This is a genomic window from Streptomyces sp. NBC_00704, from assembly GCF_036226605.1.
In the GTDB taxonomy this organism is placed as follows: domain Bacteria; phylum Actinomycetota; class Actinomycetes; order Streptomycetales; family Streptomycetaceae; genus Streptomyces.
In genome coordinates this window covers 4,133,593-4,148,623 of record NZ_CP109000.1, presented here as the reverse complement: position 1 = coordinate 4,148,623, position 15,031 = coordinate 4,133,593, and the positions used below count along the sequence as shown (strand labels likewise).

Annotated in this window: 14 protein-coding genes; 6 read left to right on the top strand and 8 right to left on the bottom strand. The window is 69.1% G+C overall.

What is annotated here, in order from left to right:
- Positions 1-135 precede the first annotated feature (135 nt).
- From OG802_RS18100 to OG802_RS18080, 5 genes are all read left to right on the top strand, one after another.
- Positions 136-1,695, top strand: coding sequence for a Stp1/IreP family PP2C-type Ser/Thr phosphatase (locus OG802_RS18100; protein WP_329411781.1), 1,560 nt, complete (start codon positions 136-138; stop codon positions 1,693-1,695).
- Between the two features lie 27 nt (positions 1,696-1,722).
- Positions 1,723-3,165 carry an FtsW/RodA/SpoVE family cell cycle protein gene (locus OG802_RS18095; protein ID WP_329411779.1) on the top strand — a complete coding sequence of 481 codons (1,443 nt, stop codon included), beginning with the start codon at positions 1,723-1,725 and terminating at the stop codon, positions 3,163-3,165.
- Positions 3,162-4,631, top strand: a complete 1,470-nt coding sequence (locus OG802_RS18090) for a peptidoglycan D,D-transpeptidase FtsI family protein (protein ID WP_329411778.1) — start codon at positions 3,162-3,164, stop codon at positions 4,629-4,631. Before OG802_RS18095 ends, OG802_RS18090 begins: the two co-directional genes overlap by 4 nt.
- A gap of 168 nt (positions 4,632-4,799) precedes the next feature.
- A complete protein-coding gene (gene pknB / locus OG802_RS18085) occupies positions 4,800-6,785 on the top strand; it encodes a Stk1 family PASTA domain-containing Ser/Thr kinase (protein ID WP_329411776.1) in 1,986 nt (661 codons plus the stop codon).
- A gap of 166 nt (positions 6,786-6,951) precedes the next feature.
- Positions 6,952-8,001 carry a restriction endonuclease gene (locus OG802_RS18080; protein ID WP_329411774.1) on the top strand — a complete coding sequence of 350 codons (1,050 nt, stop codon included), beginning with the start codon at positions 6,952-6,954 and terminating at the stop codon, positions 7,999-8,001.
- A 40-nt stretch (positions 8,002-8,041) separates the two neighbouring features.
- Here OG802_RS18080 and OG802_RS18075 read toward each other — a convergent pair whose 3' ends face one another.
- The 6 genes from OG802_RS18075 to OG802_RS18050 form a co-directional block, all read right to left on the bottom strand.
- Entirely contained in the window at positions 8,042-8,809 is a 768-nt protein-coding gene (locus OG802_RS18075) for a class E sortase (RefSeq protein WP_329411772.1), read from the bottom strand.
- Positions 8,810-8,878: 69 nt separating this feature from the next.
- A complete protein-coding gene (locus tag OG802_RS18070) occupies positions 8,879-9,958 on the bottom strand; it encodes a class E sortase (protein WP_329411770.1) in 1,080 nt (359 codons plus the stop codon).
- Entirely contained in the window at positions 9,955-10,593 is a 639-nt protein-coding gene (locus OG802_RS18065) for an aminodeoxychorismate/anthranilate synthase component II (protein ID WP_329411769.1), read from the bottom strand. Before OG802_RS18065 ends, OG802_RS18070 begins: the two co-directional genes overlap by 4 nt.
- Complete coding sequence (locus OG802_RS18060; protein WP_256912138.1) at positions 10,590-10,787, bottom strand: hypothetical protein; 198 nt, start codon at positions 10,785-10,787, stop codon at positions 10,590-10,592. Before OG802_RS18060 ends, OG802_RS18065 begins: the two co-directional genes overlap by 4 nt.
- A gap of 16 nt (positions 10,788-10,803) precedes the next feature.
- Positions 10,804-11,511: a class E sortase gene (locus OG802_RS18055; RefSeq protein WP_329417153.1), complete on the bottom strand. Its 708-nt coding sequence runs from the start codon at positions 11,509-11,511 to the stop codon at positions 10,804-10,806.
- A gap of 33 nt (positions 11,512-11,544) precedes the next feature.
- Positions 11,545-12,381 (bottom strand): DUF881 domain-containing protein, encoded by an 837-nt coding sequence (locus OG802_RS18050; protein WP_329411768.1) that lies wholly within the window; start codon positions 12,379-12,381, stop codon positions 11,545-11,547.
- Positions 12,382-12,521: 140 nt separating this feature from the next.
- On the opposite strand from OG802_RS18050, the gene crgA reads away from it, so the two are divergent.
- The gene (crgA, locus tag OG802_RS18045; protein WP_329411766.1) at positions 12,522-12,776 is read left to right on the top strand and encodes a cell division protein CrgA; all 255 of its coding nucleotides are present in this window, start codon (positions 12,522-12,524) and stop codon (positions 12,774-12,776) included.
- 244 nt (positions 12,777-13,020) lie between these two features.
- Here crgA and OG802_RS18040 read toward each other — a convergent pair whose 3' ends face one another.
- Positions 13,021-13,920 (bottom strand): rhomboid family intramembrane serine protease, encoded by a 900-nt coding sequence (locus OG802_RS18040; protein ID WP_329411765.1) that lies wholly within the window; start codon positions 13,918-13,920, stop codon positions 13,021-13,023.
- A 224-nt stretch (positions 13,921-14,144) separates the two neighbouring features.
- Complete coding sequence (locus OG802_RS18035; RefSeq protein ID WP_329411763.1) at positions 14,145-14,678, bottom strand: peptidylprolyl isomerase; 534 nt, start codon at positions 14,676-14,678, stop codon at positions 14,145-14,147.
- Positions 14,679-15,031: the final 353 nt, after the last annotated feature.

Here is a 15,031-nt window from a genome sequence, read left to right as displayed (position 1 = left end):
CATCATGAGTGAGCGCGAGCGGAGCGAGCACGCGGCGGCGGCCGGCACCCAGGGCCCCGGTGTGCTCCCGACCGGAGGGTGGGCAGTGTGGCTCGACACGACCGGCTGTACCCGGGGCCGACGGGCGAGGTGCGCATGAGTCTGTCACTGCGCTTCGCCGCCGGATCGCACAAGGGCATGATCCGGGAGGGCAACGAGGACTCCGGTTACGCCGGACCGCGCCTGCTCGCCATCGCCGACGGCATGGGCGGCGCCGCCGCCGGCGAGGTCGCCTCCTCCGAGGCCATCTCCACCATCGTCGCCCTCGACGACGACGTCCCCGGCTCCGACGTCCTCACCTCCCTCGGCACCGCCGTCCAGCGCGCCAACGACCAACTGCGCGCCCTGGTCGAGGAAGACCCCCAGCTCGAAGGCATGGGGACGACCCTGACCGCCCTGCTGTGGACGGGCCAGCGCCTCGGCCTCGTCCACGTCGGCGACTCGCGCGCCTACCTGCTGCGCGACGGCGTCCTCACCCAGATCACCCAGGACCACACCTGGGTGCAGCGCCTCGTCGACGAGGGCCGCATCACCGAGGAAGAGGCCACCACCCACCCCCAGCGGTCCCTGCTCATGCGGGCACTGGGCAGCGGCGAACACGTCGAGCCGGACCTGTCGATCCGTGAGGTCCGCGCCGGCGACCGCTACCTCATCTGCTCCGACGGACTGTCCGGCGTCGTCTCCCACCAGACGCTCGAGGACACCCTCGCCAGCTACCAGGGCCCCCAGGAGACCGTGCAGGAGCTGATCCAGCTCGCACTGCGCGGCGGCGGCCCCGACAACATCACCGTGATCGTCGCCGACGTCCTCGACCTCGACACCGGGGACACCCTCGCCGGCCAGCTGTCCGACACCCCCGTCGTCGTCGGCGCCGTCGCCGAGAACCAGCTCCAGCAGCACGACAACGGCATCATGCAGACCCCCGCCGGCCGCGCCTCCGGCCTCGGCCGCCGCCAGCAGGGACACGGCGGCGGCGGCCAGTTCGGCCCGCCCGGATCCGGCGGCGACATCACCGGCTTCATCCCCACCGACGGCTTCGGCGACTACACCGACGACGACTTCGTCAAACCGCGCAAGAGCCACAAGTGGCTGAAGAGATCCTTCTACAGCGTCCTGGCGCTCGCCGTCATCGGCGGCGGACTGTACGGCGGCTACCGCTGGACCCAGACGCAGTACTACGTCGGCACCAAGGGCGAACACGTCGCGCTGTACCGGGGCATCAGCCAGGACCTGGCATGGATGTCGCTGTCGAAGGTCGAGAAGGACCACCCCGAGATCGAACTCAAGTACCTCCCGGAGTACCAGCGCAAGCTGGTGGAGGCCACGATCGCCGAGGGCGACCTGTCCGCCGCCCGGAAGAAGGTCGACGAGCTGGCCGTCCAGGCCTCCGCCTGCAAGAAGCAGGCCGGCACCGCGGCCGCGGGCGCCACCGGCTCCAAGACCTCGTCCAAGACCGGCTCCAAGACCGGCTCGAAGACCGCAGAGGGCCAGGCGGCCGCCACCACGGGAACCACCCCCGCCTCCCTCACGTCCAAGGCATCGCCGAGCCCCTCGGCGACCGCGTCCCCGAGCGCACCCGCGACCACCACTCCCACCCCCGGCCCGAGCCTGTCGGAGGAAGAGCAGAAGGTCGTCTCGCGGTGCGGTGAGCAGTAGGCAAGCCGTGAGAGGCCCCGTCACACGATGAGCAGTACAACCAACTCGCCGACGCACCACACGTCCACGATCGGCTCGATCGGCACCCCGAGCCGGCGCAACACCGAGCTCGCGCTGCTCGTGTTCGCCGTCGTGATCCCGGTCTTCGCCTACGCCAACGTGGGCCTCGCCATCAACGAGCAGGTGCCGTCCGGCCTCCTGAGCTACGGGCTCGGCCTCGGGCTGCTCGCCGGCGTCGCCCACCTCGTCGTGCGCAAGTTCGCGCCGTACGCGGACCCGCTGCTGCTCCCCGTGGCCACCCTGCTCAACGGACTCGGACTGGTCGCCATCTGGCGCCTCGACCAGTCCAAGCTGCTCCAGGGGATCCACCAGGCCGGCACCGCCGCCCCACGCCAGCTGCTCTACACGGCCCTGGGCATCGCCCTGTTCGTCGTCGTGCTGATCTTCCTCAAGGACCACCGCGTCCTGCAGCGCTACACCTACATCTCCATGGTCGGCGCGGTCCTCCTGCTGCTCCTCCCCCTGGTCCCCGGCCTCGGCCAGAACATCTACGGCGCGAAGATCTGGATCTCCGTCGCCGGCTTCTCCATCCAGCCCGGCGAGTTCGCCAAGATCGTGCTGGCCATCTTCTTCGCCGGCTACCTGATGGTGAAGCGCGACGCGCTCGCCCTGGCCAGCCGCCGCGTCCTCGGCCTGTACCTGCCCCGCGGCCGCGACCTAGGCCCGATCATCGTCGTCTGGATCATCTCGATCCTGATCCTGGTCTTCGAGACGGACCTCGGCACCTCGCTGCTGTTCTTCGGCATGTTCGTCATCATGCTGTACGTCGCCACCGAGCGGACCAGCTGGATCGTCTTCGGCATGCTGATGTCCGCGGCCGGTGCGGTCGGCGTGGCCAGCTTCGAAAGCCACGTCCAGCAGCGCGTGCAGGCATGGCTCGACCCCATGCGCGAGTACAAGCTCAGCCAGTCCGGCGCCCCCGGCATCCACTCCGAGCAGGCCATGCAAGCCCTGTGGGCGTTCGGCTCCGGCGGCACCCTCGGCACCGGCTGGGGCCAGGGCCACTCCGAGCTGATCCGCTTCGCCGCCAACTCCGACTTCATCCTCGCCACCTTCGGCGAGGAACTCGGCCTCGCCGGCATCATGGCCCTCCTGCTGCTCTACGGCCTGATCGCCGAACGCGGCGTGCGCACCGCCCTCGCCGCCCGCGACCCCTTCGGCAAGCTCCTCGCCATCGGCCTGTCCGGCGCCTTCGCCCTCCAGGTCTTCGTCGTCGCCGGCGGTGTGATGGGCCTCATCCCGCTCACCGGCATGACGATGCCGTTCCTCGCCTACGGCGGCTCCTCCGTCATCGCCAACTGGGCCCTGATCGGCATCCTCATCAGGATCAGCGACACCGCCCGCCGCCCGGCGCCCGCACCCGCCTCCAACCCCGACGCCGAGATGACCCAGGTGGTCCGCCCGTCATGAACAAACCCCTGCGCCGGATCGCGATCTTCTGCGGCCTCCTGGTCCTCACCCTGCTGCTGCGCGACAACTACCTGCAGTACGTCAAGGCCGACAGCCTCGCCAGCGACACCAAGAACCGCCGCGTCAACATCACGCGCTACTCCACCCCGCGCGGCGACATCATCGTCGACGGCAAAGCCATCACCGGCTCCGTCGAGACCACCGGCGACTACAAGTACAAGCGCACCTGGACCAACGGCGCCATGTGGGCCCCCGTCACCGGCTACTCCTCCCAGGCCTTCGGCGCCAACCAGCTGGAACGGCTCGAGGACGGCATCCTCAGCGGCAACGACGACCGCCTCTTCTTCCGCAACACCCTCGACATGATCACCGGCAAGGACAAGGCGGGCGGCAGCGTCGTCACCACCCTCAACGCCGCCGCACAGAAGGCCGCCTACCAGGGCCTCGGCAGCAAGAAGGGCGCCGTCGCCGCGATCGAACCGTCCACCGGCAAGATCCTGGCACTCGTCTCCACCCCCTCCTACGACCCCTCCAAGTTCGCCGGCTCCTCCAACGCCGACGCCGAAGCCTGGAACAAGGTCCAGAAGAAGAACGACCCCGACGACCCGATGCTCAACCGCGCACTGCGCGAGACCTACCCGCCGGGCTCCACCTTCAAGGTCGTCACCGCCGCCGCCGCACTCGAGAACGGCGAGGTCTCCGGCATCGACGCCAAGACCAAGACCCCCGACCCGTTCCCCCTGCCGCAGTCCTCCAGCAAGCTCACCAACGAACACGGCGCCTGCGAGAACGCCAGCCTGCGCTACGCCCTCATGGTGTCCTGCAACACCGTCTTCGCGAAGATGGCCGACAACGTCGGCAACAAGAAGATGATCGAGCAGGCCGAGAAGTTCGGCTTCAACGAACCCGAGCTGGACACCCCGGTACGCGCCGCCGAGTCGATCTTCCCCGAGGACAACCGGCCGCAGAACGCCCTGGACGGCATCGGACAGGGCTCCAACCGCGCCACCCCGCTCCAGATGGCCATGGTCGCCTCCGCGGTCGCCAACGACGGCAAGCTCATGAAGCCGTACATGGTCGACCAGCTCCGGGCCCCCAACCTGGACACCCTGGAGACGACCCAGCCGCAGCAGCTCTCCCAGCCCGTCTCGTCCAAGACCGCACAGGCCCTCCAGCAGATGATGGAGACCGTCGTCAACGACGACCAGGGCACCGGCGCCAAGGCCAGGATCAACGGCGTCACCGTGGGCGGAAAGACCGGCACCGCGCAGCACGGCCTCAACAACAAGGAGAAGCCGTACGCCTGGTTCATCTCGTACGCGAAACTGTCCGACGGCAGCGCGCCGGTCGCGGTCGCCGTGGTCGTCGAGGACGGCGCCGCCGACCGCGGCGACATCACCGGCGGCGGCCTGGCCGGCCCGATCGCCCGCGACGTGATGAAGGCAGTCATCGACAGCAAGAAGTGACCCCCATCACGTCGCCTACACATCGGTGCACGTTGCGATACCGGTCCTGTATCGGGTGACGGGCTTGGCCAGGTCACACAGCTCCGTCCGGGTACGGTATGCCCGGACGGCAGCTCCGACCGCACACGTGTGCCGGTCGGGACCGACGGAGAGGGCTGGTAGGTAGCTATGGAAGAGCCGCGTCGCCTCGGCGGCCGGTACGAACTGGGCCACGTGCTCGGTCGTGGTGGCATGGCGGAGGTCTACTTCGCGCATGACACCCGTCTCGGCCGCAGCGTGGCGGTGAAGACGCTGCGCGCGGACCTCGCGCGCGACCCTTCCTTCCAGGCCCGGTTCCGCCGGGAGGCCCAGTCTGCCGCCTCGCTCAACCACCCCGCGATCGTCGCGGTCTACGACACGGGCGAGGACTACATCGACGGGGTCTCGATCCCGTACATCGTCATGGAGTACGTCGACGGCTCCACACTCCGCGAGCTGCTCCACTCCGGCCGCAAACTGCTGCCCGAGCGGACGCTGGAGATGACCATCGGCATCCTCCAGGCGCTCGAGTACTCCCACAGAGCCGGCATCGTCCACCGCGACATCAAGCCCGCGAACGTCATGCTGACGCGCAACGGCCAGGTCAAGGTCATGGACTTCGGCATCGCCCGCGCCATGGGCGACTCCGGCATGACCATGACCCAGACGTCCGCGGTCATCGGCACCGCCCAGTACCTCTCCCCCGAGCAGGCCAAGGGCGAGCAGGTCGACGCACGCTCCGACCTCTACTCGACCGGCTGCCTCCTCTACGAGCTGCTGACCGTCCGGCCGCCCTTCGTCGGGGACTCCCCGGTCGCGGTGGCCTACCAGCACGTACGCGAGGAACCGCAGCCCCCCAGCGTCTTCGACCCCGAGATCACCCCCGAGATGGACGCCATCGTCCTGCGGGCCCTGGTCAAGGACCCGAACTACCGCTACCAGTCCGCCGACGAGATGCGCCTGGACATCGAGGCCTGCCTCGACGGCCAGCCGGTCGCCGCGACCGCCGCCATGGGCTCGGTCGGCTACGCCGGATACGGCGACGACCAGGCGACCACCGCCATGCGCCCGGACGCCGGCGCCACGTCGATGCTGCCGCCCATGAACCCCGACGACGGCGGCGGCTACGGCTACGACGACCGCCCCGACCGGCGCCGCCAGAAGAAGTCCAACACCTCGACGATCCTGCTGATCCTCGCGGCGGTCCTGGTCCTCGTCGGCGCCGTCCTCATCGGCAAATGGGTCTTCAGCGGCGACGGGCCCGGCTCCAAGCCCTTCGCCGCCCCCAACTTCGTCAACAAGACGCGGGCCGAGGCCGAGACGATGGCCAAGAACCGCGACCTCAACCCGGTCTTCACCCAGAAACCCTGCGAGAGCACCGCCAAGGGCAACATCTGCTCGCAGGACCCGGCCGCCGGCAAGGACGTCAACAAGGGCGACACCGTCAACCTCGTCGTCTCCACGGGCGCGCCCAAGGTCGACGTGCCGAGCGTCCTCGGCAAGACCCTGGACGAGGCGAAGACCCTCCTGGAGGGCGACCAGTACCAGTTCCAGGTCGACACGAAGCAGGAGGTGTCGACCGAGCCGGAGGGCACCGTCCTGAAGCAGAACCCCAAGCTCGGCGACCAGGTGGAGAAGGGCACCACCATCACCCTCACCGTCGCCAAGGCCGAGCAGAAGGCGACCGTCCCCGACGTCTCGAACAAGAGCTGCGACGAGGCCAAGGCGCAGATGGAACAGAACGAGCTCAAGGGCAACTGCGTCGAGGTCGACACCCAGGACCCCAACCAGGTCGACAAGGTCGTCCAGACCGTCCCGTCCATCGGCTCCCAGGCTGACAAGGGCTCCACCGTCCAGATCCAGATCGGCAAGAGCACCCAGCCCGAACAGGTCCAGGTCCCCGGCAACCTCCAGGGCATGAACCTCAAGGACGCCAAGCAGGCCCTGAAGAACGCCGGCCTGAACGTCGGCAACGTCGCCGGCTCCCAGGACGACGACGCCCAGGTCATCAGCTCCGACCCGGCCCCCGGCAGCACCGTCAACAAGGGCCAGACCGTCAACCTCATCGCCATCAAGAACGGCGGCAACGGCGGCAACAACGGAGGCGGCGGCTTCTTCGGCGGAGGCGGCGGCTGACCGCCCCACGAAGACGACCCGACGCGGGCCCTGCCGGAAGCATCCGGCAGGGCCCGCGCCCTTCGGTCGTGTCGTCATATCTCCCCACTCGTTGATCACCCGGGGTGGAAACGCAGGCACAGCTCCGCCCCGGCCGCACGGCCCGGCCACCGACCGAGGGGCACACGTGATCAACGAATCGGCACTGCTGGAATCCAGGACCCTGCGAGACGGCGTACTCGAACGCACCGACGTCCTCGACAGAGTGAAAACCCTCTCCCTGCTGCCCGACGGCCTCCACGTCACCACAGCGATGGTGGCGGCGTACTTCGGCGTCACCATCGAAGCCGTCCGCCAGCTCAAAGCACGCCACCACGAGGAACTGGCGGGCAACGGAATGCGCACCCTGCGAGGCCCCGACCTCGCACAATTCAAGCGTGACGTCCTGTCACGCTATCCGGGCCCTTGTCCACAGCCCCGTTCCAGCCTCACTCTCTACTCCCGTCGCGCGCTCCTCAACATCGCGATGCTCCTCCGCGACAGCGAGGTCGCCCGCCAGGTCCGCGCCTACCTTCTCGACAGCGAGTACCGGGCGCGGACACAGGCTGTGGACAACCCCGCCCACCCGCACCCCCAGTCCCTCGACGACCGCATCGACCAGCGCATCACCCACGTCCTCGGCAAGACCGTCGTCCCCATGTTCAACGCGCTGATCGAGACGTCGGCCGACCACCGACGGGAACTGATCGCCCTGCGGACGGGCGTCCAGCGCATCGAGAAACGGCTCCAGCAACACCACGCCCGACTGCGACGGCTGGAATCCCCCCGCGCCGACCGGCCCCTCGCCGGAGTCATGGCGGCCATGGACGCCATGAACGGCCGCGAGTTCGAGGAGCACGTCGCCGCCCTGCTGCGCCGCGACGGCTGCACCGACGTCGTCGTACGAGGCGGCGGACGGGACCGCGGCGTCGACGTCACCGCCCTCACCGCCGACGGACGACGCCTCGTCGTCCAGTGCAAGAGGTTCGCGCCCCACCTCTCCATCACCAGCCCCGAACTGCAGAAGTTCGTCGGAGCGGCCAAGGTCCTGCATCACTCCGACGTCGCCCTGTTCGTCGCGACCTGCCCCTTCACCCGCGAGGCCCTCGACATCGCCGCCGAGACCGGCATCACCGCCTTGCACCGCGGCCTGGTGGAGCAGTGGAGCGCCGGGACCCCCCTGGCCGTCCTCCGCTGATCGCCGCGTCGGGCGTGTCCCCCGGAAGGAGCCGGTTCGCTCAGGAGAGTTCCTTCGGGGGGGTGCGGGCCGCATCGACCTTGTCCACCCGCACCAGCTCACCCCACACCACGTACCGGTAGCGGCTCGTGTACACCGGCGTGCAGGTCGTCAGCGTGATGTAGTGACCGGACTTCTTCCTGCCGGACTCCTTCGGGATCCCGCCGAGAACCTCGACGTTGTACTTCGAGGTCTCGGGCAGGATCGCGTACACCTTGTAGACGTACCAGTCGTCCTTCGTCTCGAAGACGATCGGGTCGCCCTTCTCCAGCTTGTCGATGTTGTGGAACTTCGCCCCGTGGCCGTCGCGGTGCGCGGCCAGCGCGAAGTTGCCCGCCCTGCCGCTCGTCGGCAGGGCCGCCTTGACCGGATCGGTGTAGTAGCCGGCCACACCCTCGTTGAGGATCTTCGACGACGTGCCCTTCTCGACCAGCACCTCCCCGTTGCGCATCGCGGGCACGTGCAGGAACCCGATGCCGTCCCGCGTGTCCAGCGCACCCGGCCCGGTGTCCTGCCGCGCCCAGCCGTCGCGCACCTTGTCGGCCTGCCGGTGCGCGTGCCGGTCGGCCACGACGTTGGTCCACCACAGGGAGTAGACGACGAACAGGCCCAGCACCAGGCCCGCCGTGATGAGGAGTTCACCGAAGACGCTGACGGCGAACGCGATCCGGCCGCCCGCTCGGCGCCGCGGCCCGGGCGCCGGGACGGGCGCGTCCACGCGCGCGTGCTCGTCGTGACCGGTGTCGCCGGTGGTCGCTGCCACGTTCAATCCGCCCCTACTCGACTGCATGCCCGCCCGGGCCTGCCACCCGGACCGCATGCCACCCGGACCGCGCGCCTACTCGACGAGCGCGTCCGGCTTGCCCTTGCTCCGCGGCCGTTCCTCGACCATCTTGCCCCAGACGATCAGCCGGTACTTGCTGGTGAACTCCGGCGTGCACGTCGTGAGCGTGATGTACCGGCCCGGCCCGGTGAACCCCGAGCCCGGCGGGACCGGATCCAGCACGCTCGTGTTGCCCGGCGAGGTCACCGGCAACGAGGACGCCATCTTGTAGACGAAGTACTCGTCCTGCGTCTCGACGACGATGTCGTCACCCGCCTGCAACCGGTTGATGTACCGGAACGGCTCGCCGTGCGTGTTGCGGTGACCCGCGAGCCCGAAGTTGCCGGTCTTCGCGTCCGGCATCGCCGTCGTCAGCGCACCCTCGCCGTAGTGCCCCACCATCCCCTTGTCGAGCACCTTCTTGTTGCTCACGCCCTCGGCGATCGGCACCACCACGTCCAGCTTGGGAATGTGCAGGATCGCGAAACCCTGCCCCGGCGAGAACACCCCGGGGGCGCCCTTCCCGCTCGCCCAGTCGTCCTGGAGGCTGCTGGCCTCCCGGTCCGCCTGCGCATGGGCCCGCACGTTCGTCCACCACAACTGGTAGGTGACGAACAGCAGCATCAGCACACCCGTGGTGATGAACACCTCGCCCACCGCCCGGCTGGCGACCACCGCCGCACTCGGCCTGCGGGCCCGCTGCCGGCGCCGCGCCTCCACACGGGACAGCGGCCGCTCGCCACGGGACGAGGACGACGCGTCCAGCCCGTCCCGCGCCCCGGCGCCCGCGTCACGCCCACCGTGCCCCTCGGGGCCGCCATGACCCCCGTGACGGCCATGACGCCCCTTGGCCGCCTTCCTGCGGGCCGCACGCCCACCCGCCGGAGATCCAGGGGCCGCGGAGGCCGCCGAGCCGCCAGAGGCCGGTAGGGAGCCGCCGCCGAACGCCGACGCCGGCGGCAGCCGCAACGCCACCGTCTCGTCGTCGGCCGGCGGCAGATACGACTGCCCCGTCCCCGCACGGCGGTCACCGCCGAAGGACTCGTACGACGCGGCGCCGTACGAGTCCTCACGCTCGGGACGCAGCGCGGTCACGCCGTGGCCCTGCCCACCACCGGGGCGAGCCCCGCCGACCTCGCCACCGCGCTCTGGTCGCCGCACTCCGCCAGCCAGTTGGCCAGCATCCGGTGCCCGTGCTCGGTCAGCACCGACTCGGGATGGAACTGCACGCCCTCGACGGGCAGTTCACGGTGGCGCAGCCCCATGATGATCCCGTCCTGCGTACGGGCCGTCACCTCCAGCTCGGCCGGCACCGTCCCCGGCTCCGCGGCCAGCGAGTGGTACCGGGTCGCGGTGAACGGGCTGGGCAGCCCCGCGAAGACGCCCCTGCCCCCGTGCTCCACCGGCGACGTCTTGCCGTGCAGCAGCTCCGGCGCCCGGTCCACCACCCCGCCGTAGGCCACCTGCATCGACTGCATGCCCAGACAGACGCCGAAGACGGGCACCCCGGTGGCCGCACAGTGCCGCACCATCTCCACGCACACCCCGGCCTCCTCGGGCGTGCCCGGACCGGGCGAGAGCAGCACACCGTCGAACCCGTCCTGGGCATGGGCCGTGGAGACCTCGTCGTTGCGCAGGACCTCGCACTCGGCGCCCAGCTGGTACAGGTACTGGACCAGGTTGAAGACGAAGCTGTCGTAGTTGTCGACGACGAGAATGCGCGCGCTCACTGGTTGTCCACCGTCACATCGTTGAAGGGAAGCAGCGGTTCGGCCCACGGGAAGACGTACTGGAAAAGCGCGTACACCACGGCCACGACCAGCATGATCGAGATCAGCGCCTTCACCCACGCGTTTCCCGGCAGATGCCGCCAGATCCAGCCGTACATGCCGTCCCTTCCGTCGCACCACGGCACCTGACTCACGCCGTACGCCACCAGACTAACGGCGCAGTGCCCTCGGTTCGCCTGCCTCCACAGGCTGTGTGGAGTCCAGGTGCGCCCAGACGATCAGCCGGTGACTGTGCCCCCATTCCGGATCGCACGTCGTCAACGTCAGGTACCGGCCCGGACGCGTATACCCCGACTTACGTGGCACAGCGTCGATCACCTCGACGTCCGAGGGCACGGTTTTGTAGGGGCCTTTGTCGATCCGATACGTGAACCAGGTGGTCCCGTCCGTCAGCACCACCGCGTCACCCCGTCTGAGCTCGGGGAAGTCCTTGAAAGGATCGCCGTAGGTCCGGCGGTGGCCCGCGACGGAGAAGTTCCCGGTCCCACCCAGCCGGGCGGTCCCCCGATAGTGGCCCAGCCCCTTCTTCAGGGTGCCGGTCGCCGTCCCCTCCAGCACCGGTTTGTTCCACGTGAAACCGAGCCGCGGGATGTACATCACCGCGAAGGGCCGGCCGTCACCGTACGGCGTCACCCGGACGGCCGACCCCGCACCGCCGCCGGCACCCGCGCTCGGGCCCGGGCTCGGGGCGGCCCCCCGCCCCTGCCGGGCCCACTGGTCGTGCAGGGCGTCGATCTGGTCGTCCATCGCCCGGTCGGCCCGCACCCCGGTCCAGAACAGCACATAGACGACGAACAGGACGATGACGGCTCCGGCGGTGATGCACAGCTCGCTCACCGTCCTGACGACGACCCGCACCGACACAGGCGCCCCCCGGCGGCCGACGCTCGACTACTCCACAGGCTTCGCGTAGTGCAGATCCACTGTGCCCGAGTAGCCCGGCAGAGTCACCGTCCCGTCCTCGGTGACTTTCCAGCCGAGGCCGTACACGTTCACGTACACCATGTAGTTCTGGATCGACGGCGCTTCCGCGAGCGCCCGCTGCATCCTCTGCGGATCCCCGACCGCCTGGATCTTGTACGGCGGCGAGTAGACCCGGCCCTGGAGGATCAGGGTGTTGCCGACGCAGCGCACCGCGCTGGTGGAGATCAGCCGCTGGTCCATGACCTTGATGCCCTGGGCCCCGCCCTGCCAGAGCGCGTTCACCACCGCTTGCAGGTCCTGCTGGTGGATCACCAGGTAGTCGGGCTGCGGCTCCGGGTAGCCGGGGAGCTTGGCGGTGGCGTTCGGCGGTGCGTCGTTGAGCGTGACGGTGATCGCCCTGCCCCTGACCTTCTGGGTGCCCGCGCTCTTCTCCAGCCCGGCGAGCTTGTCGTCCTGCGCCTTCGTGCTGCCGTCGTCGGCCTCGGCGAGGGACTCGACGTCCTCGCGCAGGCGGCCGTTCGCCTCGTCCAGCTCGCCGTTCCTGTGGCTGCGCTCCTGGATGAGGTCGGACAGCTTCAGCAGTGAGGCGTCGGTGCGGATGTTCGTGCCCTTGGCGGTGGTGAAGCTGGTGAAGAAGAGCAGTCCGGCGAGGGCGAAGACGCCCGCGGTGAGCACGCGCACGGGCCGGAAGCGGCCCCGGCGGCCCTCCGAGGGAGCGGGGGAGGGGGCGGAAGGGGAAACGGGGGCGGGATCCGGGGTGGAACCCGTTGATCCCGTCCGGGGGGAGTCGGCAGAATTGCTCAACGTACCCTTATCTCCTTCAGCGCCGTAGAAGCACTACGCTAACGGACGCCCGGGGGAGCCCTTCAGTCCCCTAGTACGCAGCCCCCGAGCCCGACCCAGCACCTGCGCGGCCACGCAGCGCATCGACAGGAGAGACCCTCGTGCCGAAGTCACGTATCCGCAAGAAGGCCGACTACACGCCGCCGCCGGCGAAGCAGACGACCGCGATCAAGCTGAACAGCCGCGCCTGGGTCGCGCCCGTGATGCTGGCCATGTTCCTCATCGGACTGGCCTGGATCGTGGTCTTCTACGTCACCGACGGTTCGCTGCCCATCGACCAGTTGGACAACTGGAACATCGTCGTGGGCTTCGGGTTCATCGCCGCCGGCTTCGGCGTCTCCACCCAGTGGAAGTAGCGCGACCAGCTCTGCCCAGGGTTATCCACTGAGTTATCCACAGTGATCTGGGGAAAAGAAAGACGATCTGTGGATAACTCACCGGAGGTTGACGCCGGTGTGACGGAAGTACCGGTCGTCGCTCTCACTCGAATGCCCGTTCGCCCCCTGCCTGACCTGCACGAATAGCGGTCAGCGCCAGGGGGCGCGGTCGTTCCCGCACGTTGTGCACAAGATTCGCCACAGACTGTGGACAACCAGGCGCTCAGGTGAGCTGGGCCGTTCTCAGGAGCGTGATGACCAGGACGGCCACCAGGACGAGCGCGCACGTCCCGTACTGGATCAGGGCGCGGCGCTCGCGCGGGGCGTAGATCATGACGGCGCCGATGACGAGTCCGGCGGCCAGGCCGCCGATGTGCGCCTGCCAGGCGATGCCGGCCCAGCGGAACGTGAAGAGCAGGTTGATCGCCAGCAGGGCGAGGACCGGCCGCATGTCGTAGCGCTGGCGGCGCACCAGCACGACGAACGCCCCGAAGAGGCCGTAGATCGCTCCGGATGCGCCGAGGGACGCCGCGTTGGGCTCGGTGATCAGGTAGGTCAGCGCGCTGCCGGCGAGTCCGGACACCAGATAGAGCGCCAGGTACCGGGCGCGGCCGAGGGCCTGTTCGAGGGGGCCGCCGATCCACCACAGACTGAGCATGTTGAACAGGATGTGGATGTAGGTGAGGTGCAGGAACATCGAGGTCAGCAGCCGGTACCACTGGCCTTCGGCCACGCCCTGGAGCACGCCGAAGCCGAGGTCCGGCATCACCGCGCGGCCGATCAGCTCGAACCGTTCCGTGAAGCTGTCGCCGACGGCCTGCTGGACCACGAACAGCGCGAGGTTGAGGCCGACGAGGATCTTGGTGACCAGATGGGGGTCGGCGGCGATCGTGCCGCCCGCGAGGGTGCGGGGCTGTGAGGCGTCCGGTGCGTGTCCCGTGCCGGAGCCGTCGCGGACGCAGGCCGGGCACTGGAAGCCGACGGAGGCGCTGACCATGCACTCGGGGCAGATCGGGCGCTCGCAGCGGGTGCAGCGGATGCCGGTCTCGCGGTCGGGGTGCCGGTAGCAGACGGGCAGGCCGTTGTGCGCGTCGTCCTGCCGGCTGCCTGGCGCCTGGTCCATGGGCTCCCCCAGATGAGTCGTGCGAGGCGGCGATGGTCGCGATGGATGGGACGGGATCGAAGGACGTCGGCTCACAGGGGCCGGATCCGATGGGGTCGGACGGGAAAGAAGCCGCCCTGCCCATCCATACGGATGAGCAGGGCGCATGGTTCCCGGGCCGCCGCTCCGGCGGCTTCCGTCCCGGATCGGAGGGCTGGAGGCCGCGGACGAGAGCTCGGGCTCGCTCAGACCTGGCGGGTCTCGACGACGACCGACTCGATGACGACGTCCTTCAGCGGACGGTCGGTGCGGGGGTTGGTCGGGGCGGTGGCGATGGCGTCCACGACCTTCTGGCTCGCCACGCCGCTGACCTCGCCGAAGATGGTGTGCTTGCGGGTCAGCCAGGCCGTCGGCGAGACCGTGATGAAGAACTGCGAGCCGTTGGTGCCCGGTCCGGCGTTGGCCATGGCCAGCAGGTACGGGCGGTCGAAGCGCAGGTCGGGGTGGAACTCGTCCTCGAACTGGTAGCCGGGGCCTCCGGTGCCGTTGCCGAGCGGGTCACCGCCCTGGATCATGAATCCGCTGATCACCCGGTGGAAGACGGTGCCGTCGTACAGCTTGTCCGTGGACTTCGCGCCCGTCTCGGGGTTGACCCAGGCCCGCTCGCCGGTGGCGAGTTCGACGAAGTTCCTGACCGTCTTCGGGGTGTGGTCCGGGAAGAGCCGGATCTCGATGTCGCCGTGGTTGGTCTTCAGGGTGGCGTACAGCTGCTCGGCCACGATCTGCCTTCCGTTGTTCCTGTGACGACCCGATCCTCGCACGGCCGGGGACGGGCGGTGCCTGACGGCTCGTTCCGGGACCGGAACCGACGGATCGGGCACGGAATTGCGTCCGGGTCGTCCGGGACGGGAGCGGTCGGGGCCGATCCGTGGCATCGTCGGCTTTGTCGTTTGACCGATGCTCTGTCGGCATTCCCCGGAATATGACCCGAATAGATCCACTATTGGATGTCATTCACCCACGATCCGGCCACGATGTGCCCACGATGACTCGTGACCGGCACCCGGATGCCCGTCCGCACATGCCGAGAAGGCCGTCGGCAGGCATGATCCGTAAAAGGGTGGAAAGTCGA